The 20,179-nt window shown below is 74.0% G+C and carries 17 protein-coding genes; 11 read left to right on the top strand and 6 right to left on the bottom strand.

Annotated elements, in window-relative coordinates:
* Positions 1-127: 127 nt before the first annotated feature.
* Positions 128-889 carry a GntR family transcriptional regulator gene (locus AB0950_RS09640; RefSeq protein ID WP_366778246.1) on the bottom strand — a complete coding sequence of 254 codons (762 nt, stop codon included), beginning with the start codon at positions 887-889 and terminating at the stop codon, positions 128-130.
* 320 nt (positions 890-1,209) lie between these two features.
* On the opposite strand from AB0950_RS09640, the gene AB0950_RS09635 reads away from it, so the two are divergent.
* The 4 genes from AB0950_RS09635 to AB0950_RS09620 all read left to right on the top strand — a co-directional run bounded on the left by AB0950_RS09635 (position 1,210) and on the right by AB0950_RS09620 (position 6,449).
* Complete coding sequence (locus AB0950_RS09635) at positions 1,210-1,863, top strand: NAD(P)-binding domain-containing protein (RefSeq protein ID WP_366778245.1); 654 nt, start codon at positions 1,210-1,212, stop codon at positions 1,861-1,863.
* 105 nt (positions 1,864-1,968) lie between these two features.
* On the top strand, positions 1,969-2,799 hold the full coding sequence (locus AB0950_RS09630; protein WP_360146809.1) for an alpha/beta fold hydrolase: 831 nt from the start codon (positions 1,969-1,971) through the stop codon (positions 2,797-2,799).
* Positions 2,800-3,113: 314 nt separating this feature from the next.
* Positions 3,114-4,697 carry an alkaline phosphatase D family protein gene (locus AB0950_RS09625; protein ID WP_366778244.1) on the top strand — a complete coding sequence of 528 codons (1,584 nt, stop codon included), beginning with the start codon at positions 3,114-3,116 and terminating at the stop codon, positions 4,695-4,697.
* Between the two features lie 303 nt (positions 4,698-5,000).
* Positions 5,001-6,449, top strand: a complete 1,449-nt coding sequence (locus tag AB0950_RS09620; RefSeq protein WP_366778242.1) for a GNAT family N-acetyltransferase — start codon at positions 5,001-5,003, stop codon at positions 6,447-6,449.
* A gap of 503 nt (positions 6,450-6,952) precedes the next feature.
* On the opposite strand, the gene AB0950_RS09615 is transcribed toward AB0950_RS09620, so the two are convergent.
* Positions 6,953-8,152, bottom strand: coding sequence for a PLP-dependent transferase (locus AB0950_RS09615; protein WP_366778241.1), 1,200 nt, complete (start codon positions 8,150-8,152; stop codon positions 6,953-6,955).
* A gap of 59 nt (positions 8,153-8,211) precedes the next feature.
* Here AB0950_RS09615 and AB0950_RS09610 point away from each other — a divergent pair, with 59 nt between their 5' ends.
* From AB0950_RS09610 to AB0950_RS09585, 6 genes are all read left to right on the top strand, one after another.
* Positions 8,212-8,697 carry an Lrp/AsnC family transcriptional regulator gene (locus AB0950_RS09610; RefSeq protein ID WP_330341359.1) on the top strand — a complete coding sequence of 162 codons (486 nt, stop codon included), beginning with the start codon at positions 8,212-8,214 and terminating at the stop codon, positions 8,695-8,697.
* A 52-nt stretch (positions 8,698-8,749) separates the two neighbouring features.
* Positions 8,750-10,441, top strand: a complete 1,692-nt coding sequence (locus tag AB0950_RS09605) for a DUF885 domain-containing protein (RefSeq protein ID WP_366778240.1) — start codon at positions 8,750-8,752, stop codon at positions 10,439-10,441.
* A 162-nt stretch (positions 10,442-10,603) separates the two neighbouring features.
* Positions 10,604-11,269, top strand: a complete 666-nt coding sequence (locus AB0950_RS09600) for a hypothetical protein (protein ID WP_366778239.1) — start codon at positions 10,604-10,606, stop codon at positions 11,267-11,269.
* Between the two features lie 179 nt (positions 11,270-11,448).
* Positions 11,449-11,694 (top strand): ferredoxin, encoded by a 246-nt coding sequence (locus AB0950_RS09595; protein ID WP_366778238.1) that lies wholly within the window; start codon positions 11,449-11,451, stop codon positions 11,692-11,694.
* Positions 11,684-13,075: an FAD/NAD(P)-binding oxidoreductase gene (locus AB0950_RS09590; RefSeq protein ID WP_360575614.1), complete on the top strand. Its 1,392-nt coding sequence runs from the start codon at positions 11,684-11,686 to the stop codon at positions 13,073-13,075. The genes AB0950_RS09595 and AB0950_RS09590 overlap by 11 nt, the downstream gene beginning before the upstream one ends.
* 33 nt (positions 13,076-13,108) lie before the next feature.
* A complete protein-coding gene (locus AB0950_RS09585) occupies positions 13,109-14,350 on the top strand; it encodes a cytochrome P450 (RefSeq protein WP_360575613.1) in 1,242 nt (413 codons plus the stop codon).
* A gap of 2 nt (positions 14,351-14,352) precedes the next feature.
* Here the strand turns inward: AB0950_RS09585 and AB0950_RS09580 are convergent, their stop codons facing one another.
* Positions 14,353-14,871 (bottom strand): immunity 21 family protein, encoded by a 519-nt coding sequence (locus AB0950_RS09580; RefSeq protein ID WP_360146837.1) that lies wholly within the window; start codon positions 14,869-14,871, stop codon positions 14,353-14,355.
* A 26-nt stretch (positions 14,872-14,897) separates the two neighbouring features.
* A complete protein-coding gene (locus AB0950_RS09575; protein ID WP_360147190.1) occupies positions 14,898-15,380 on the bottom strand; it encodes a rhodanese-like domain-containing protein in 483 nt (160 codons plus the stop codon).
* A 97-nt stretch (positions 15,381-15,477) separates the two neighbouring features.
* Here AB0950_RS09575 and AB0950_RS09570 point away from each other — a divergent pair, with 97 nt between their 5' ends.
* Complete coding sequence (locus AB0950_RS09570) at positions 15,478-15,924, top strand: Lrp/AsnC family transcriptional regulator (RefSeq protein WP_360146840.1); 447 nt, start codon at positions 15,478-15,480, stop codon at positions 15,922-15,924.
* 4 nt (positions 15,925-15,928) lie between these two features.
* Here the strand turns inward: AB0950_RS09570 and AB0950_RS09565 are convergent, their stop codons facing one another.
* The gene (locus AB0950_RS09565; protein WP_366778237.1) at positions 15,929-18,919 is read right to left on the bottom strand and encodes an SMC family ATPase; all 2,991 of its coding nucleotides are present in this window, start codon (positions 18,917-18,919) and stop codon (positions 15,929-15,931) included.
* Positions 18,916-20,079, bottom strand: a complete 1,164-nt coding sequence (locus tag AB0950_RS09560) for an exonuclease SbcCD subunit D (RefSeq protein ID WP_360146846.1) — start codon at positions 20,077-20,079, stop codon at positions 18,916-18,918. Before AB0950_RS09560 ends, AB0950_RS09565 begins: the two co-directional genes overlap by 4 nt.
* Between the last annotated feature and the right edge of the window lie 100 nt (positions 20,080-20,179).

The following is a 20,179-nucleotide window of genomic DNA, read 5'->3' as shown; positions in this document are numbered from 1 at the left end:
CCGCAAGTCCGATGCGGCCCCGCGCTCCTGGGTGTCATCCCGATCCGGCGCTCAAGAGGTCCCGGTGATGCGGGAGTCTGCGCCCCGGGCCGGCTGCCCTGCCCGCCGTCCGGTGGCTGCCCGGTGGTCAGGAAGCCCGGCGTTCCGGATCGTGGTGTATCTCCACGTCCGGCGTGTCGCCGAAGGTCAGCCGGCAGGTGTCGGCGCGGTAGGTCGCGACGGACAGGGCGGCGGTGCGGCCCGCGGCGAAGAAGCGGGTCGTGACGACGAGGACGGGCGAGCCGGGGAGCCGGTCGAGGTCCTTGGCGTCGTCGGCGCGGGCGGAGCCCAGCTCGACGGCGCGGTCCTGGCCCTCCAGCGTCAGGTGCTGCAGTTCGCGCAGCACCGCACGCGCGCGTGCCGCGCCGGAAGGAGTGTCGATCGCGGTGAGGGCGGGCACCGAGGCCGCCGGGATGTAGAGCAGTTCGGTGGCGACCCGCTGGCCGTGGGACATCCGGGAGCGGCGCACGGTGTGCACGGGCTCCTCCGCGCCGGTCTCCAGGGCCGCGGCGACCGCGGCGGGCGGCACCTCCTGGTCGCAGTCGACGGGCTGCCAGGCGTCCGTGGCGGCGCCCGGCCAGACGTGCCGCTCGGTGCCGACGGCCACGCCCACGCGCGGCGGCGCGACGGTCGTACCGACGCCGCGGCGGCGCTGCAGCCGGCCTTCCAGCTCGAGCTGTTCGAGTGCCTGGCGGAGCGTGGCGCGGGCCACGCCGAAGCGTGCCGCGAGCTCCCGCTCGTTGGGCAGGATCTCGCCGACCGAGAACTCGGAGTCCAGTGCCTCGCTGAGCACGGTCTTGAGATGCCAGTACTTCGGTTCCGGCACCGATTCCAGCTGCGTGGTCCCCACCCTGTCCTCCGCAAGAGCCGTGGTCCGGCGGTTTTTAGCGCCCTTGTTTATTAAAGGTTGTTGCACTTCTCTGCGACCATAGGGCGGCCCGCACCCTTGGTCAAGACCAATCCTCGATCCCCCGGGCACCGCACAGGGGGCCTGCCGCGCAGCGTTCACGAGGCGTTCGCAGACGGCGGCCCGGGTGACCTCACGGCAGAACCCCGGCCCGTCCGACACGCGCCGGGCGTCCTGCCGGAATCGGCCCGTCCCGCGGCGGTCGCGGACCACAATGACCGCGGACCGCCGGAGGCCGGCGGCCGGTGGCCTGGAGGTGGCCGATGCGGTACGCGGTGCTGGGCACGGGCGAGGTGGGCCGCACGCTGGGCGGCAGGCTCGTGGAGCTGGGGCACGAGGTCACCCTCGGTTCGCGCGTCAAGGACAACCCGGTGGCGCTGGAGTGGGCGACGGCCGCGGCGGAGCGCTCCCGCGCGGGCACCTTCGCGGAGGCGGCCGCCTCGGCCGAGGTGGTCGTCAACGCGGTGGGTGGCCGGGTCGCGCTCGACGCCCTGCGGGCGGCCGGTGCCGAGAACCTCGACGGGAAGATCCTGGTGGACGTCTCCAACCCGCTGGCGTTCGACGACGGCCAGCCGCGCCTGGACCCCGTCGAGTCGGACAGCGTCGGCGAGCGGATCCAGCACGCCTTCCCGCACGCGCGCGTGGTGAAGACGCTGAACACGGTCAACTGTCAGGTGATGGTGGATCCGGGCCGGGTTCCGGGCGCGCACCACCTGTTCGTGTGCGGCGACGACCCCGGTGCCAAGGAGCAGGTGGTGGGCCTGCTCGGGGAGTTCGGGTGGCCGGCGGAGCGGGTGCTGGACCTGGGCGGGATCCAGGCCTCGCGGGCCACGGAGATGTACCTGCCGCTGTGGCTCACCCTGATGCGGCAGTTCGGGACCGCGGACTTCAACATCGAGGTGCGCCGGGCGGACTGACCGCCGCGAGGCGCGTGACGCACTCCCGCCAGGGGCTACCGGTCGGTAGCAATTGCTGACAAGCTGTCTACGGCGTCCGTCGGCACCCAGACGAGGAGCTTTCCCATGTCCGCCACCGTCTCCTTCAAGGTCCCCACTCCGCGCGGCCCGGAGGGCGTGACCGTGTCCTACGCGCGCGTGGGACGCGGCGAGCCGCTGGTCCTGCTGCACGGCATCGGCCATCACCGCCAGGCCTGGGACCCGGTCGTGGACATCGTCGCCACCGAGCGCGACGTGATCGCCGTCGACCTGCCGGGCTTCGGCGTGTCCCCGGCCCTGCCGGACGGCCTCGCCTACGACCTGCCCACCACCAACACGGTGCTCGGCGGCCTCTTCGAGGCGCTGGAGCTGGACCGGCCGCATGTCGCGGGCAACTCGCTGGGCGGCCTGCTCGCCCTGGAGCTGGGCCGGAACAAGCTCGTACGGTCCGTCACGGCCCTGTCCCCCGCCGGGTTCTGGACGGAGGCCGAGCGCCGGTACGCCTTCGCGGTGCTGCTCGCGATGCGCGGCATCGCCCAGCGGCTCCCGCTGCCGGTGGTGGAGCGGATGTCACGCACGGCGGCCGGCCGTACGGCGCTGACGAGCACCATCTACGCCCGTCCCGCGCGCCGCGCCCCGGAGGCGGTCGTCGCCGAGACCCTCGCGCTGGTGGGGGCCACCGGTTTCGAGGCGACGCTGCGGGCGGGCACCACCGTGCGGTTCACCGACGAGCTGGCGGGTCTGCCGGTCACGGTGGCCTGGGGCACCCGCGACCGGCTCCTCGTACGCCGCCAGGGCGTGCGCGCCAAGCAGATGATCCCGCACGCCCGGCTGGTGCGGCTGCCCGGCTGCGGCCACTGCCCGATGAGCGACGACCCGGCACTGGTCGCGCGGGTCATCCTCGACGGCAGCCGCTGACCGGCCGCCTCCGGCAGCACGGGCGCAGACCGGCACGGGGGGCGCAGACCAGCGGAGGGGGCGCGGCCGGCCGGTGACGCCGTCCGGCCGTGGTTCGGACGGGCCGGGACCGGGCCGCCGCATGGGGGACGCGGTGGGCCGCTGCGCGGGCGACGCGATGGCCTGGGCGGTGGTCTGCGCGGGGGCGGGTTGCGGTGGCGTCCCGGGCCGCGCCCTCAAGGCCCGTTGTTCACTTCGGGTTTGCGCGCGCGCCTCGGCGTCCCAGTAGGTGTGGCTCTGCACACTGGCCGGATCCCGCTCCTGGAGGCGCAGCCATGTCAGACCGTCCGTTCCCCGGCCGCCGCAGCGTTCTGCGCGGCTCCCTCGCCGCGTCGGCGGCCCTCACCCTGCCCGTTGGCCTCGGCGCGGCCCCGGCGTTCGCCCGCTCCGGGCGCCCCCAGGCGAGCTGGGGAGTGCAGGCGGGCGATGTGACCACCGACTCCGGCCTGGTGTGGGTGCGTGCGGACCGGCCGGCCCGGATGGTCGTGGAGACCTCGGCGACCGAGTCGTTCCGCAACCCGCGCAGATGGCAGGGCCCGCTGCTTAGCTCGGGCACGGACTTCACCGGCACCACGCGCCTGCACGGCCTGCCGTCGGGCGAGCAGATCCACTACCGGGTGCTGCTCGCCGACCCGGACGACCCCCGCCGCACGAGCGAGCCGGTGACCGGCACCTTCCGCACCGCGCCCGCCCGGCGCCGCCAGGGCGTGCGGTTCGTGTGGTCCGGCGACCTGGCCGGACAGGGCTGGGGCATCAACGAGTCCATCGGCGGTTACCGCATCTTCGACGCGATGGCGAAGGTGGACCCGGACTTCTTCCTGTGCAGCGGTGACAACATCTACGCCGACGGCCCGATCGCGGCGACCGCGACCCTGCCCGACGGCAGCGTCTACCGGAACGTCACCACCGAGGAGAAGTCGCACGTCGCGATCACCCTGGACGACTACCGGGGCAACTTCCGCTACAACCTGCTGGACCCGGCCCTGCGCCGGTTCAACGCGCAGGTGCCGAACATCATCCAGTGGGACGACCACGAGGTGCGCAACAACTGGTATCCGGGCGAGGTCATCGGCGCCGGCACGCCCTACCCGGCCGGCACGAAGCTCGACGACCTTGCGCTGCGTTCCCGTCAGGCCTTCGCCGAGTACTTCCCGGTCTCCACCCTCGGCGGGCGCCCGGACGGCCGGATCTACCGGGTCGTCCACCACGGCCCGCTGCTCGACGTGTTCGTGCTGGACATGCGCACCTACCGCAACGCCAACTCCCCCGACGACCAGACCACGGACCCGCAGGGCATCCTCGGCCGCGAACAGCTTCAGTGGCTCAAGCGCGAGCTGGCGAAGTCCCGAGCGGTGTGGAAGGTGATCGCCAACGACATGCCGCTCGGCCTCGTCGTGCCGGACCCGGTGGAGGGCAAGCCGAACTTCGAGGCGGTCGCGCAGGGCGACCCCGGCGCCCCGCTCGGCCGCGAACTGCAGATCGCCGAGCTGCTGCGGTTCGTCAAGCACCGGCGGATCACCGGCACGGTGTGGCTGACGGCCGACGTGCACCACACCTCCGCCCAGCACTACGACCCGTCGCGGGCCGCGTTCAAGGACTTCGAGCCGTTCTGGGAGTTCGTCTCCGGCCCGCTGAACGCCGGCGCCTTCCCGGCCAGCGCGCTGGACGGCACGTTCGGTCCGGACCGCGTGTTCGTGAAGGCGCCCACCGCGTCCAACGTCTCGCCGGCCGAGGGCTACCAGTTCTTCGGCGAGGTCGACATCGACGGGGACAGCGGTGAACTGACGGTACGGCTGCGGGAGTACGACGGCACGGTGCTGTTCACGCAGACGCTCCAGCCGGGCCGGGTCGGCCAGTAGCGCGGGCGGGGCCGCCGGTCCCGTACGCTTCATCCGTGCCGCGCGCCGGCGTCATCCCACGGGGCGCGGCACGGCCAACTCCCCTGCGCCACGGCCCTCTTCGCAGGTCAGGCCGATTGTCAGTGGTCGCCTCTACGGTTTTCGTATGACGCGCTCACGGGAAGACGACAACGCCACGATCTGGAGCCGGGCGATCCGAGGCCGGACCGCCGTAGAAAAATGGACAAAAGGCGCGGAGCATGCTTTACCCATCGGTCACAAAGCGTTCGTGATCACGCAACACGCTTCCTTCACAGTGGCTGCATGACTGCAGAGATGTCTGATGTGACCCGGGCGAAGCACGGACGCCCCGTGCACCACTGGCGGCGCGACCTCGTGGAGCTCGCCGCACTGTTCACGGCTGTCGCGGTCGCCGACGCGGTGGCGAACATGATCGGGCACGGTCCCGACGGTCCCGCCCTGCTGGTGATCTCGGCGCTGGCGCTGGTCGCGACGGCCGGCTTCCACCTGTGGTGGGCACGGCGCCACGGCCACGCACCGCCGGCCGGTGATACCGGCGCCCGGCCGGCCGCCGAGACGCGGCAGGCCGGGGCCGCCGGGCAGCCGGGCGACGACTCGGACGACGTGTCCGGGACCGGTGCGCTGTGGCGGATGCGGACGACGGTGAAGGACGAGCCGGGCTCGCTGGCGGCGCTGTGCACGGCGCTGGCCGAGCGGCGCGTGGACATCCTGAGCCTGCAGACGCACCCGCTTGCCGAGGGCGCCGTGGACGAGTTCCTGCTGCGGGCGCCGGGTGCGCTGCCGGCGGCGGAGATCACCCGGGCGGTCGCGCAGGCCGGCGGCGCGTCCACCTGGATCGAGCGGGCCGACGCCCACGACCTGGTCGACGCCCCCACCCGGATCCTCGGGCTGGCCGCCCGCACCGCGCTGGACGCCGCGGAACTGCCGCTGGCGCTGCGCCAGTTGCTCGGCCGGTGCACCATCCGCTCGCTGCCCGGCACGCCGGCCGGCGGAGGTCTCGGACCCGAGCCGGTGCCGGTCGAGGGCGTGCTGGAGGAGACCGTGATGCGGCTGCGGGCGCCGGAGGGCGGGGTGATCACCGTCGAGCGGCCGTATCTGCCGTTCACGCCCACCGAGTTCGCGCGGGCCCGGGCGCTGGTCGAGCTGGACAACCGGCTCGGTCCGAGGATCCCGCGCGGCAAGGACGTGCTCACGCTGCCCGAGGGCAACGACATCACCGTCCGCCGGGCCGACACCGCGGACCTGGCGGCGGCCAGGGCGATGCACGAGCGCTGCTCACCGCGCACGCTCAGCCTGCGCTACCACGGCCCGGTCGGCGACGCGGACCGCTATCTGAACCACCTGCTCAGCCCCCGTTTCGGCCGGACGCTGGCCGCGCAGACCCGGTCCGGCCGCATCGTCGGCCTCGGTCATCTGCTGTGGGACGGCGACGAGACGGAGGTGGCACTGCTGATCGAGGACGAGTGGCAGCAGCGCGGCATCGGCGGCGAACTGCTCGGCCGGCTGGTGGCGATGGCCGTGGAGGCCGGGTGCGAGAGTGTGTACGCCGTGACCCAGGCGTCCAACACCGGCATGGTCGCCGCGATGCGCGGCCTCGGGCTCCCCCTCGACTACCAGATAGAGGAGGGAACCCTGGTCATCACCGCCCGCCTGACCCCCGCACGGACCCCCTCCGGCCCCTCGTACGCCCCCGCCCTGCACCACCTCGGCAACCCCGCCCACCGCGACTGACCGACGCGGGAGCACGGCGACCGACCCGCGCCGCGACTGACCGGCGGCCCGGCGCCCTGCGGCCGCCCCGTGCCGCGGCCGACCAGCCGCCCTGGGCACCGCGACCGACCCGCGCTGCGACCGACCACCCGCCCTGGGCACCGCGCGCGCCGCGACCGACCCGCGCCGCGGCCGTGACCGGCCTGCCGTAACCGGCTCCCGGCACGGCCGCGGCCGGCCTTCGCCTGCGCCTGCGCCCGCCGGTGGATCGGGCGCGCGCACGGTGGGGGCGCGGCAGGCGGGTCGTGGGTGTCCGTTCGGCGCGCCCGGCGCCTGACTCCCGGGAGCCGGCCCGGCGCCCACAGCCGGGCCGGTATCGGCAGCCTGCCAGGCATGGAGCGGCGACTCGGTTCCGGCGCCGTTCCAAAACAGCCGCACCATGAAGCCCCCGCAACGGAGTCCGGCCACCGCGCCGGTGTCCGGCAGTGCCCACCTCACCACCGGCCCCCCGCCCTCGGCCGGCCTCAGCGCACCGCCTCCCGCAGCGGCATCGGTGTGCGGGCCGGCTGGCCCAGGGCCTGGTTCAGGTCGGCCCACAGGTCGTCCACGTCCTCCAGGCCCACCGACAACCGCAGCAGCCGGTCGCTCACGCCCGCCCCGCGCCGGTCGTCGGCGTCGACGATGCGGTGGCTGATGGACGCGGGGTGCTGGATGAGGGTGTCGACGCTGCCGAGGCTCACCGCCGGGGTGACGAGCCGGAACCGGGAGATGACCTCGTGCGGATCGCCGTGCACCTCGAAGGCGATCATCGCGCCGCCGATGCGGGGATAGTGGACGCGGGCCACGCGCGGGTCGGCGGCGAGCCGGCGGGCCAGTTCGGCGGCGTTCGCGGAGGCCGCGCGCACCCGCACGGGGAGCGTGGAAAGGCCCCGCAGCAGCAGATAACCGGCCAGCGGATGCAGGACGCCCCCGGTGGCGAACCGTATCTGCCGCAGCCGGCCCGCGAACTCCTCGTCGCAGGCCACCACTCCGGCCAGCACGTCGCCATGGCCGCCGAGGTACTTGGTGGCGCTGTGCAGCACCAGACGGGCGCCCTGCTCCACCGGGCGCTGCAGCACGGGCGTGGCGAAGGTGTTGTCGGCCAGCAGCGGGACCGAACCACAGGCGTGCGCGACGGCCCGCAGGTCGATCTCGGCGAGGGTCGGGTTGGCCGGGGACTCCACCATCACCAGCCCGGTGTCCGGGCGCAGCGCGTCGGCGATGCCGGCCGGGTCCGTCCAGGTGACCTCGGTGCCGAGCAGCCCGGCGGTGAGCAGATGGTCGCTGCAGCCGTACAGGGGCCGTACGGCGACCACGTGCCGCAGTCCCCTCGCGGACCGTGCGAGCAGGACCGCGCTGAGTGCCGCCATCCCGCTGGCGAAGGCGACCGCGGACTCGGTGCCCTCCAGGCGGGCGAGGGCGGTCTCGAAGCGGGCGACGGTCGGGTTGCCGAGGCGGCCGTAGACGGGCGGTCCGACCGGGTCGGCGCCGTCGGCGGCGAAGGCGTCGATGCGGGCGGCCTCGGCGCGGCTGTCGTAGGAGGGATAGGTGGTGGACAGGTCGATCGGCGGGGCGTGCAGACCCTGGCGGGCCAGATCGTCGCGGCCTGCGTGCACGGCTTCCGTGGCCAGGGCTCTCGATGCGGTGCGTACCTCGTCGTAGGCACCGGTGCTCGCTGTGTCCATGGCGGAAGGGTGAACATCGGCCGGTTCATCGGCGCCGAACGCCGTGCTACGTTCGACTCATGGCGGAATCTGTCGTACTGGATCCGGTGGATCTCCATCTGCTGCGGCTGCTGCAGAACGACGCCCGGATGACCTACCGGGATCTGGCCGCGCAGGTGGGGGTGGCGCCGTCGACCTGCCTGGACCGGGTGACCCGGCTGCGCCGCTGCGGCGTGATCCTCGGTCACCAGCTGCGGCTGGATCCGGCCAAGCTGGGGCGCGGGCTGCAGGCGCTGCTGTCGGTGCAGGTACGGCCGCACCGGCGGGAGCTGGTGGGACCGTTCGTGGAGCGCATCCGGGCGCTGCCGGAGGCGCGGACGGTGTTCCATCTGACCGGCCCGGACGACTATCTGGTGCATGTGGCCGTAGCCGACATGGCCGATCTGCAGCGGCTGGTGCTCGACGAGTTCACCGCGCGGCGCGAGGTGGCCCGGGTGGAGACCCGGCTGATCTTCCAGCAGTGGGACTGCGGGCCGCTGCTGCCGCCCGGCCACGCCCACAGCTGAATCCCCCCGAACGTGGGTGACGCGGTGATCCGTCTCGTACGAGGATGGACGCATGTCTGAGACCAAGAGCCCGCTGCCCCGCCAGGTGGCAGACGCGTACGTGGACGACCTCATCGCCCTCGACCCGGTCACCGGTACCTACCTCGGTGTGAAGGAGAGTTCGAACCGCCTGCCCGACTACTCGCCCGCGGGCCAGGCGGCCCTCGCGGAGCTGGCGCGGGCCACGCTCGCGAAGCTGGACGAGGCGGAGCGGCAGCCGGGGGCGGACAGTGACGCGGAGCGGCGCTGCGGGCGGCTGCTGCGGGAGCGGCTGACCGCCGAACTCGCCGTGCACGAGGCGGACGAACACCTGCGCGCGGTCGGCAACATGGCCACGCCGGGCCACTCGGTGCGGGACATCTTCACGGTCACGCCGGCGCAGACGGACGAGGACTGGGCGGCGATCGCCGAGCGGCTGCGCGCGGTGCCGGGCGCGCTCGCCGGCTACCGCGGGTCGCTGCAACTCGGCCTGGACCGCAAGCTGTTCGCGGCGCCGCGGCCGACGGCGACGTACATACGGCAGCTCACGGAGTGGACCGACACGGACGGCAAGGGCCGCGGCTGGTACGAGGACTTCGCCGCCGCCGGCCCGGAGGCGCTGCGCGCGGAGCTGGACGAAGCGGCCCGCGCGGCGACCGGGGCCCTGGTGGAGCTGCGGGACTGGCTGCGGGACGTGTACGCGCCGGCGATCGAGGGCGCCCCGAACACGGTGGGCCGCGAGCGGTACGCGCGCTGGTCCCGCTACTTCAACGGCACCGACCTGGACCTGGACGAGGCGTACGCGTACGGCTGGTCGGAGTTCCACCGGATCCTCGGCGAGATGAAGCGGGAGGCGGAGAAGATCCTGCCCGGCGCCGAGACCCCGTGGGTGGCGCTCGCGCACCTCGACGAGCACGGCCGGCACATCGAGGGCGTGGAGGAGGTGCGGGAGTGGCTGCAGGGCCTGATGGACAAGGCCATCGAGGACCTGGACGGCACCCACTTCGAACTCGCCGAGCGGGTGCGGAAGGTGGAGTCGCGCATCGCCCCGCCCGGCGGCGCCGCGGCCCCCTACTACACGCCGCCGTCGGAGGACTTCTCCCGTCCCGGCCGCACCTGGCTGCCGACCATGGGGCAGACCCGCTTCCCGGTGTACGACCTGGTCTCGACCTGGTACCACGAGGGCGTGCCCGGGCATCACCTGCAGCTCGCGCAGTGGGTGCACGTGGCGGAGAACCTCTCGCGCTACCAGGCGACGATCGGCGGGGTGAGCGCCAACGCCGAGGGCTGGGCGCTGTACGCGGAGCGGCTGATGGACGAGCTGGGCTACCTCACGAACCCCGAGGAGCGGCTCGGCTACCTGGACGCGCAGATGATGCGGGCGGCCCGGGTGATCGTGGACATCGGCATGCATCTGGAGCTGGAGATCCCCGCCGACTCCCCGTTCCACCCCGGTGAGCGGTGGACGCCGGAGCTGGCGCAGGAGTTCTTCGGCGCGCACAGCAGCCGGCCGGCGGACTTCGTGGAGAGCGAGCTGACCCGGTACCTGACGATTCCGGGCCAGGCGATCGGCTACAAGCTCGGTGAGCGCGCGTGGCTGCTGGGCCGCGAGAAGGCACGCCGGCGGCACGGCGACGCGTTCGACCTGAAGGCCTGGCACATGGCGGCCCTGTCGCAGGGCTCCCTGGGCCTGGACGACCTGGTGGACGAACTGTCCCGGCTCTGACGGCCCGGCGCCGCCGCGTCCACGCCACCCACCTCTCTCCCCCCGCCACCAGCCCACGCCACCCCCTCCGCCCCCGCTGGTCCGTCCGGCCGCCCCCGGTGGCGGGAAGCGGCCGGCGGCGGCTGGCTGGTGGCGGGGGCTGTGCGGAGGAGGTGGTGCGGTATGCGGCAGGAAGGGCAGCGGGTGCTGGCGACGCCGCGGGCGGCCGGGCTGGCCGGAGTGGTGTTCGCGCTGCTGCTCGCGGCGGCGATCGTCCTGATGCGGCTGGGCATCCCCGAAGGGGCCGATGCGGTCACCCCGCGAGGGTTCACGGACTCCGCCCGCCGGCAGGCGGTGCGGACGGCGCTCGCGCTCGTGCCGTTCGCCGGGATCTCCTTCCTGTGGTTCATCGGCGCCGTGCGGGCGCATGTGGGCGCCGGGGAGGACAAGTTCCTCGCCACCGTGTTCCTCGGCAGCGGGCTGGTCTTCACGGCCACGATGTTCGGTGCGGCCGCCGCCGCGGGCGCCGTCCTCTCCGTCGCGCATCCCGCCGGCACGGTGCCGTCGCTGTCCTCGTGGGACTTCGGCCGTCATGTGGCGTACGCGCTGATGACGGAGTACGCCATGCGGATGGCCGCCGTCTTCGTCTGCTCCCTGTCGGTGATCGGCCACCGCCTGCGCATCCTGCCGCGCCCGCTCACGATCCTGGGCTTCCTCACCGCCCTCACGCTGCTGTTCGTCGCCTCCAACGTGCCCTGGGCGGAACTGGTCTTCCCGGCCTGGTCGCTGGTGCTCAGCGCGTACATCCTCCTGGTGAACATCCGCGACCGCGCCGCCGCGGACGGCTGACGGACCGCTCACGCCCGTCGACCGTGGGGCAGGGGTCCGGTGGGGCCCGAATGGGTTTTCCGACGGGCGGAACCATCCGACCGCGCTCATGCTGGCACTCGGGACATGACCGCCGTCCGGGCTGCCGCGCGACTCGGCCGGCGCACACCGGACCTGGCCACCGGAAGGGCGGAGCATCGATGCGGCTCGTCGTCGACCTCAACAAGTGTCAGGGGTACGCCCAGTGCGCGTTCCTCGCGCCCGACGTCTTCGCCATGCACGGCGAGGAGACGCTGATCTACAACCCGCACGCGGCCGAGGAGCAGCGGGAACGGCTGGCCCGCGCCGTCGCCGCCTGCCCGGTGCAGGCGATCACCGCGGACGGGCTGGACGGCATGGGCGCGGCGGGCGCGGCATCCGCCCAGGAGGCGTCCGATGTCCGCTGACTACGTCGAGTGGCTGCGGCGCGAGGGCCGGATCGTGATCGTCGGCGCCTCGCTCGCGGGCCTGCGCGCGGCCGAGACCCTGCGCGCCGAGGGCTTCGCCGGGGAGCTGACCCTGATCGGTGACGAGCCGTACGAGCCGTACGACCGGCCGCCGCTGTCCAAGTCGGTCCTGCTGGGCAAGGCGTCCCCGCGCCACACCGAGCTGCCGCACCGGCGGGAGATCGACGCCAAGTGGCGGCTCGGCGTCGCGGCGACCGGGCTGGACCTGACGGCCAAGCGGGTCCGGCTGGCGGACGGGGACGAGGTGGAGTACGACCGGCTGCTCATCGCGACCGGTGTGCGCGCCCGGCCCTGGCCGAAGGAGGAGGAGGCCCGGCTGGACGGGGTCTGCCTGCTGCGGACCCGGGACGACGCGGCCGATCTGTGCCGGCGGCTGAAGGCCGGGCCGCGCCGGGTGTTCGTCATCGGCGCCGGCTTCGCCGGTTCGGAGGTCGCCTCGGCCTGCCGGGAGATGGGCCTGGCCGTCACGGTGGCGGAGCGCGCCGGGGGGCCGCTGGTGGGCGCGCTCGGCGGGGTGATCGGGGCGGTCGCCGCCGACCTGCAGACCGACAACGGCGTGGACCTGCGCACGCATGTCACGGTGACCGCGCTGGAGGGCGACGCGGTGGGCAGGGTGCGGGCCGTCCATCTGTCCGACGAGAGCGTCGTCGAGGCGGACGTGGTCGTGGTCTCGCTGGGCTCGCAGCGCAACACCGACTGGCTGGCCGGGTCGGGGCTGGGCGCCGGGCCCCGCGGCGTCGCCTGTGACGCGGGCTGCCGCGCCTTCGACTTCCGGGGCATCGTCACCGACGACGTGTTCGTGGCCGGTGACGTCGCGCGTTCCCCGCACGCGCTGTTCGGCTACCAGTTCCTGTCGCTGGAGCACTGGGGCAATGCCGTCGCCCAGGCGGAGACGGCCGCGCACAACATGATCTGCCACGGCGCCGAGCGGCGCCCGCACCTGTGGATGCCGGCCTTCTGGTCGTCGATGTTCGGCGTGAACATCAAGTCGGTCGGCGTGCCGCCCATGGGCGACCAGCTCATGATCACGCAGGGTTCGCTGGCCGAGCGCCGGTTCGTCGGCGTGTACGGCCACCAGGGCCGGGTCGTCGCCGCCGTGAGCTTCGACAACACGCGGTGGCTGGAGTTCTACGCACGGCAGATCGAGCGGGGCGCGCCGTTCCCGGTGGAGTTCCCGACGATGGACCGGCGTCCCGAGGGCCGGCATCCGGTGGCGGCCGACTTCCCCGACCCGTCGCTGCCGACCCACGGCCCCACCGTGACCCTCAGCGGCTACTCACCGGCCGACCAGCAGCTGGTCTTCCACCCCGCCCGCCACTGACCGCCGCCCGGCCCGATGCCCCAAGGACGCGTCATGACGCACACGTCGTTGTTCCGTCAGATCACCGACTTCGCCAACCGTGCGAACCCGTACCCGCTGTACGAGGAACTCCGCAAGACCCCGGTGCTGCACGAGGAGGAGGGCGGCCCGTACGTCTTCAGTTCGTACTACGACATCGAGGCGCTGCTGCACGATCCCCGGGTCAGCTCCGACGCCGCCAACCTCGCCGCCTCCGGAGAGGATCCGCTGGCCCAGGGCGAGGAGACGGGCGGGCTCCCGCCGTCCTTCCTGCGGCTGGACCCGCCCGAGCACGACCGGCTGCGGCGGATCGCCAACAGCGCCTTCGGGCCGCCGCACCGGCCGCGCCGGGTGGACGACCTGCGCGGCGACATGGCCGCCACCGTCAAGGGGCTGATCGACGGTTTCGGGGAGGCTCGTCAGATCGACCTGGTCGACCAGTTCGCGTATCCGTTCCCGGTGACGGTGATCTGCCGGCTGCTCGGTGTGCCCCGGGAGGACGAGCCCCGCTTCCGCGCCTGGGTCGATCCCCTGGTCGCCACGCTCGACCCGGAGTCCAGCCAGAACCCGGACCCGGAGTTCGCGAAGAAGGCCCAGGAAGCGCGGATGCAGCTCGGGATGTATCTGGCCGGGCTGGTGGAGCAGCGCACCAAGGAGCCGCAGGACGACCTGCTGTCCGACCTGGTCGACAGCCACGGTCCGGAGGGCGCCATGACCATGATGGAGGTGCTGAGCACCGCGGTGCTGCTGCTGATCGCCGGCCATGAGACCACGGTCAACCTGATCACGAACGGCATGCTGACCCTGCTGCGCCACCCGGACGTCCTGCACCGCCTGCGGCAGGACCCGGGCCTGTCGGTGCGGGTCGTGGAGGAGCTGCTGCGCTACGAGCCGCCGGTGCAGATCGTGCCGCAACGCACCACCATCACCGACATCGAGGTGCGCGGGGTCACCATCCCCAAGGGCGCGCGCCTGTGGCTGGTCCTGGCGGCGGGCAACCGTGACCCGGAGCGCTTCAAGGACCCGCAGCGCTTCGACCCGGACCGCGAGGACCTCCAGCACCTCGGCTTCGGCAGCGGCATCCACAGCTGCTTCGGCGCTCCGCTGGCCCGCCTCGAGACGCAGATCGCGCTGTCCGAGCTGGCGCGGAGGCTGGAGAACCCCCGCCTGGCCGAGGACCCGCCGCCGTACCGGCAGAACGCGGTGCTGCGCGGGCCCCGGCATCTGAACATCGTCTTCGACGGCCTGAATCCCTGAGGTCAGGGGGCGGGGATCCGGCTGAGCCGTACCAGCCCGACCCAGGTCTCCGGCCCCGGCTGCACGTACGCGGCCCGCACCGCGTAGGTGCCCGCCTCCAGCGGCACCCGCAGGTGCTCGGTGCGCTCGGCGGCCTGTCCCGGCCAGGCCGAGTCGAACAGCAGCACCGGGCCGGGCACCCGCCAGTGCACCTCGCTGCCCCACACGGCCGTGTCCAGGGCGGCGGGGACGGTCGCGAGCAGTTCCGCCTCGGAGTTGGCGGCCGACCACCGTACGAAGGTGGTGTGTTCGGGGAGGTAGGAGGTCGAGGCCGGTTCGTCGCCGAACACCAGGGCCGCGCTGTCACCGACGGGCAGCAGGCCGACGTAGCCGTCGACCTCGCAGGCGCGGTCGTAGTCCGTGTCGAGTTCCTCGCTGTCGGCGCCCGCCCAGAAGGGCAGCACCGTCTCGGGGACGGCGATCAGCGGGCCGCCGCCCGATTCCACCCACTCCAGCGCGCCTGGATCCGCATATCGAGCCATGGGCAGGGAATCTACCCGGGTGTCGATCAGCAACCGCACTCGCCTTGGACGGGGGCGGTCAGGGAGTCGGCGGCGCGCTGCTCCCGCCCCTGCCAGGTCTCGTAGGCGAAGCCCTCGCGTGCCCAGTACTCGAAGCCGCCGAGCATCTCCTTGACCTGGTAGCCGAGTTCGGCGAGGGCGAGGGCGGCGCGGGTGGCGCCGTTGCAGCCGGGGCCCCAGCAGTACGTCACCACGGGCACGGATCTGTCCAGGAGTCGCTCGGCCTGCTCGGGGACGAGCGCGGTGGGCAGGTGGACCGCGCCGGGGATGTGGCCCTGGTCCCAGGCCTCCGTGGAGCGGGAGTCCACGAGGACGAATCCGGGGTCGCCGCCGGCCGCGAGCGCGGCGGCCACGTCGGAGACGTCGGCGTGGAAGGCCAGACTGGCCCGGAAGTAGGCGGCGGCCTCGGCGGGGGCGGCGGGCGCGACGCGCAGGACGGGGTTCGCGGAGGTCTGTACGGCGTTGGTGATCACGACGTGGAATCTACGGCCCTCCGCCCGCTGCCTGAAGGGGAGATCCACGGCCCCGCCCTTGCCCGGGCCGGGATTTCCCTGCTATCCATCCGTGATGACCGTGTATTCCCCGGACGCCACCGACTGGCGCATTCTCGAGGTCCTCCAGCGGGAGGGCCGGGCCAGCTACGCCGAGCTGGCGCGGGCCGTCTCCATGTCGCCGAGCGCCGTCACCGAACGGGTCCGCCGGCTGGAGGAGGCGGGCGTGATCCAGGGGTACGCGGCGGTGGTCGACCCCGAGCGGCTCGGGCTGCCGATCCTGGCGTTCGTACGGCTGCGCTATCCGAACGGCAACTACAAGCCCTTCCACGACCTGGTGGCCGCGACGCCCGAGATCCTGGAGGCGCACCATGTGACGGGCGACGACTGCTTCGTCATCAAGGTCGCCGCCCGGTCCATGGGACACCTGGAGGAGATCTCCGGGAGGATCGGCGCGCTGGGCTCGGTGACCACGAGCGTCGTGTACTCCTCACCGCTGCCCCGACGCGCGCTGGGCCGCTGACCGGTCAGACGCCCCGCTGCCGCAGCGCCGACCCCGATCTGCCCTTGACGACCTCCAGTTGGGCGTGGATACGGCGGCGCAGGTCGCCGACATGGCTGACGATGCCGACGCTGCGGTCGCGTTCGCGCAGGGAGTCCAGGACGTCCAGGACCTCGTCGAGGGTCTGGTCGTCGAGGCTGCCGAAGCCCTCGTCGATGAAGAGGGTGTCGAGGCGGACGCCGCCGGCCTCGTCGGTGACGACGTCCGCGAGGCCGAGGGCGAGGGCGAGCGAGGCGAAGAAGGTCTCGCCGCCGGACAGAGTGGCGGTGTCGCGTTCACGTCCGGTCCACGCGTCGACCACATGCAGCCCGAGCCCGCTGCGGCCGCGTCCGGTGCGGTCGTCGGAGTGGACGAGGGTGTAGCGGCCCGACGACATGCGCTGCAGCCGCGCGGTCGCGGCGGCGGCGACCTGCTCGAGGCGGGCCGCCAGCACATACGACTCCAGCCGCATCTTGCGCTCGTTGTCGGCGGAGGTGCCCGCGGTGAGGGCGGCGAGCCGGGCGACCCGGTCGTACTCCTCGCGGAGCGGGGCGAGGCGTCGTACGGCCTCGGTGGCGCGCGCGGAGAGGCGGTCCAGCTCGGCGCAGCAGCGGGCCGCCGCGTCGCGCGCGGACGCCGCCGCGCGCAGCCGGTGTTCGGCCGTGGCCGCCGCGCGCTCGGCGGCGGGCAGGTCGGCGGACGGGCGCTGGGCGGCGGCCGCGGTGTCGGCCTCGGCCAGCACCGCGCGTACGGCGGCCTCCTCCGTCTGCCAGGCGTCCAGGCGGTGCTGCAGTTCGCGGTGGGCCGCGGCGTCCAGGAGGGCGGCGGCCGCTTCCTGCGGGGTGTCGAAGCCGGCGCGGTAGGCGGCGTCGGCGAGGCGGGCGTCGGCGTCCTTCAGACGCTGGGCGGCGTCCTCGGCGGCGCGTACGGCGTCGGCGGCGTCGGTGAGCAGCGCCGCCTGCCGCTCCAGCTGCTCGGCGCGAGCGGCCACGCTGCCCAGGCTGCCGCGCGCCTGGGCCAACTCGGCCTCCAGCTGGGTCTGTTCGCGTTCGAGTGTGTCGCGGCGGGTGAGCCGGGAGGCAACCCGTACGGCGGCCTGCTGGCGGTCGGCGAGGCGCCGCTCGCGCTCCTGCTCGGCGCGCCGCAGGTCCTCGTGGGCGGAGTGCAGCGCGGAGGCGGCGCGGCGGGCGCGGGCGTACTCCTCCTCCAACTCGGCGGCCTCGGCCTCCAGTCGGGCGGTGGGCGTGTCGCCCGCCTCGGCGGTGGCGGCGGCCAGGGCCTCGCGGACGACGCCGAGCCGGCGCTCCTCCTCGGCGTGCTGCCGGTCGGCCTGCTGGGAGGCGCGGTGGGCCTGTTCCTCGGCCTCGCGGTCGACGTGTCCGGCGACCTTGCGGGCCGGTGCGGGGTGTTCGGTGGCTCCGCAGACGGCGCAGGGCTCGCCGTCGGTGAGGCGGGCGGCCAGTTCGGCGGCGATGCCGTTCAGGCGCTGTTCCTTGAGGTCGAGCCAGTGGGCGCGGGCGTCGAGGGCGCGCTGCCCGGACGCCTCGGCCTGGCGCCGGGTGTCCTGAAGGTCCGCGGCCAGCTGGTCCCGGGTGCGGGCCGCTTCCAGGCGCCTCGCCGTCGGTTCACGCCGGACGGCGAGCTGTTCGGCGCGGGTGGCGGCCTCCTGCGCGGCGTCGACGCGGGACTGCAGTGCCGAGCGGGTGGTGTCCCAGCCGGCGAGCCAGGCGTCGGCCTCGCGGAGCACGTCGTCGTCGGCGCGCTCCTGGCGGTCGAGGCCGGAGCGCTCCTCGGCCAGTTCGGCGAGCCGGCGCTCGGCGCGCCGGGCCGCGTCGAGGCCGCCCAGCTCCTCGGCGGCCCGGCGGGCGGCGGCGGCGAGCCCGGCCGCGCCCGCGTCGGCGTAGGAGCCGGGGAGCAGGCCACGCGCGCGTGTCTCGGCGGCGGCCGCCCTGCGGTGCTCCTCCTCGGCGGCCCGGCGCAGCTCCAGTGCGGGCGCGACGGCCTCCGCCTTGCGGGACCGCTCCATGCGCCGCTGGTCCTCGTGGTGGGTGCCGGCCCGCTCCTGGAGCCGCTCGGCGCGCCGCCGGGCCTCGGCGAACCGGCTCTGCAGCCGGGCCAGTTCGCGTGCGTCGTCCAGGGCGCGCCGGGCCTCGGCGTGGGCGGACTCGGCGGCGGTGAGGCGGCAGTGGGCGACGGTGAGGCGTTCGCGTGCGGTGGCGCGGGCGACGGCGGCGGCGCCGAGGACGGCGTCGGCCAGGCCGGGATCGCCGGGGGCCAGCTCCGGCAGCTCCATGGCGTCGCCGGCCTCCTGCTGCATGCGGTGGGCGTCGGCGAGCAGCGCCGCGTCGCCGTCACGCACGCGTGCCTCGGTGGCGCGGCGGCGTTCGGCGAGGCGCTTCTCGACGTCCGCGAACCGCTGGGTGTCGAAGAGGCGGCCCAGCAGCCGGCCGCGGGCCTCGGCGTCGGCGCGCAGGAAGCGCGCGAAGTCGCCCTGGGGCAGCAGGACGACCTGGCAGAACTGCTCGCGGCTCATGCCGAGCAGCTGGGTGATCTCCTCGCCGATCTCCTGGTGGGAGCGGCTGCGGTCCTGCCAGCCGCCCGCCTCGCTGTCGTACTCCCGCAGCCAGGTCTGGGCCTTGTCGACGGTGGTGCCCTTGCCGCGCAGCTTGGGCCGCTCCCAGGGCGGCTGCCGGGTGATCTCCAGGCGGCGCCCGGCGACGGTGAGGTCGAGGCGGACCTCGGTGCGGGTGCGGGGGTCGGCGTGGTCGCTGCGCAGGTGCATGCCCTGGCCGCTCTGCCGGGCGCCCGGCACGGAGCCGTACAGGGCGTAGCAGACGGCGTCGAGGACGGAGGTCTTGCCGGCGCCGGTGGGGCCGTGCAGCAGGAACAGCCCGGCGGCGGACAGGGCGTCGAAGTCGACGCTCTGGGAGCCGCCGAAGGGCCCGAACGCGGTGATGGCGAGCCGGTGCAGCCTCACCGGGCCACCTCCCGCACGGCGTCGTCGGCGCGCACGGCGTCGAAGGCCTCGCGCAGGACGGCCGCCTCCTGCTCGTCGGGTCCGGCGCCGCGCACATGGGCGACGAAGTCCTCGGCGATCTGCTGGTCGCTGCGGCCGGCGAGCCGCCGGGCGTAGGACACCTCGGGGTCGTCGGGGGCGCGCTCGGGGGCGAAGACGAGGCTGAGGGTGTGCGGGAAGCGTTCGGTGAGCCGGGCCATGGGGTCGGCGGGCCGGACCGGGTCGGTGAGGGTGGCCTCGACCCAGGCGTCCTCGTGGCGGGCCAGCGCGGGATCGGCGAGCAGGTCGTCCAGGGCGCCCCTGAGGCGGGCCAGCGGGCGCGGGACCGGGCAGTCGACGCGCTCGGCGGTCACGGAGCCGTCGGCGCCGAGGTCGACGAGCCACATGCTCTTGTGGTGGCCGGCCTCGGAGAAGGAGTACGCGAGCGGGGAGCCCGAGTAGCGCACGCGCTCGGTGATGGTCTGGCAGCCGTGCAGATGGCCGAGGGCCGCGTAGTCGACGCCGTCGAAGACTCCGGCCGGTACGGCGGCGACCCCGCCGACGGTGATGTCCCGCTCGCTGTCACTGGCCTGGCCGCCGGTCACGAAGGCGTGCGCGAGGACGACCGAGCGGGTGCCGGGCGGGCGCGTGGCGAGGTCGGCGCGGACCCGGTCCATGGCGGCGCTCAGCACGGCCTCATGGCCGGCCTTGTCCACCCCGAACTCGTCCTTCACCAGGGCCGGTTCGAGGTACGGCAGTCCGTAGAAGGCGACGTCGCCGTGGGCGTCGGCCAGCACGACCGGGGTGGCGACGGCGGACGGCTCGGTGCGCAGGTGGATGCCCGCGCGGTCGATGAGTCCGGCGCCGACGCCGAGCCGGCGGGCGGAGTCGTGGTTGCCGGAGATCATCACCGTGGGCACGCCGAGGTCCGCGAGGCGGTGCAGGGCGTCGTCGAACAGCTCGACCGCGGCGAGCGGGGGCACCGCGCGGTCGTACACATCGCCCGCCACGACCACCGCGTCCACCGCGCGCTCGCGCACGGTGGTGACGAGGTGACCGATGAACTCGGTCTGGGCCCCGAGCATGTTCACCCGGTGGAAGGCCCGGCCGAGATGCCAGTCGGACGTGTGCAGGAGTCTCATGATCCCCGAGACTAACGGCCGGGTCTGACATCACGGGCGGTTACTCCCGTATCAGCCCGTCATGACCCGCCCAACCCCCATCCGTTATGCCCGATTAGAA

Source organism: Streptomyces sp. NPDC007189 (assembly GCF_040703635.1).
Taxonomy (GTDB): domain Bacteria; phylum Actinomycetota; class Actinomycetes; order Streptomycetales; family Streptomycetaceae; genus Streptomyces.
This window is presented reverse-complemented; position numbering and strand designations above follow the sequence as displayed.

Excerpts from the sequence above, each read along its gene's own strand:
- AB0950_RS09605 (WP_366778240.1), top strand. The coding sequence starts at position 8,750 with ATGTCTGAGACCAAGAGCCCGCTGCCCCGCCAGGTGGCAGACGCGTAC.
- AB0950_RS09620 (WP_366778242.1), top strand. The coding sequence starts at position 5,001 with ATGACTGCAGAGATGTCTGATGTGACCCGGGCGAAGCACGGACGCCCC.
- AB0950_RS09580 (WP_360146837.1), bottom strand. The coding sequence starts at position 14,871 with ATGGCTCGATATGCGGATCCAGGCGCGCTGGAGTGGGTGGAATCGGGC.
- AB0950_RS09590 (WP_360575614.1), top strand. The coding sequence starts at position 11,684 with ATGTCCGCTGACTACGTCGAGTGGCTGCGGCGCGAGGGCCGGATCGTG.
- AB0950_RS09635 (WP_366778245.1), top strand. The coding sequence starts at position 1,210 with ATGCGGTACGCGGTGCTGGGCACGGGCGAGGTGGGCCGCACGCTGGGC.
- AB0950_RS09560 (WP_360146846.1), bottom strand. The coding sequence starts at position 20,079 with ATGAGACTCCTGCACACGTCCGACTGGCATCTCGGCCGGGCCTTCCAC.
- AB0950_RS09595 (WP_366778238.1), top strand. The coding sequence starts at position 11,449 with ATGCGGCTCGTCGTCGACCTCAACAAGTGTCAGGGGTACGCCCAGTGC.
- AB0950_RS09600 (WP_366778239.1), top strand. The coding sequence starts at position 10,604 with ATGCGGCAGGAAGGGCAGCGGGTGCTGGCGACGCCGCGGGCGGCCGGG.
- AB0950_RS09630 (WP_360146809.1), top strand. The coding sequence starts at position 1,969 with ATGTCCGCCACCGTCTCCTTCAAGGTCCCCACTCCGCGCGGCCCGGAG.
- AB0950_RS09585 (WP_360575613.1), top strand. The coding sequence starts at position 13,109 with ATGACGCACACGTCGTTGTTCCGTCAGATCACCGACTTCGCCAACCGT.
- AB0950_RS09625 (WP_366778244.1), top strand. The coding sequence starts at position 3,114 with ATGTCAGACCGTCCGTTCCCCGGCCGCCGCAGCGTTCTGCGCGGCTCC.
- AB0950_RS09615 (WP_366778241.1), bottom strand. The coding sequence starts at position 8,152 with ATGGACACAGCGAGCACCGGTGCCTACGACGAGGTACGCACCGCATCG.
- AB0950_RS09610 (WP_330341359.1), top strand. The coding sequence starts at position 8,212 with ATGGCGGAATCTGTCGTACTGGATCCGGTGGATCTCCATCTGCTGCGG.
- AB0950_RS09570 (WP_360146840.1), top strand. The coding sequence starts at position 15,478 with ATGACCGTGTATTCCCCGGACGCCACCGACTGGCGCATTCTCGAGGTC.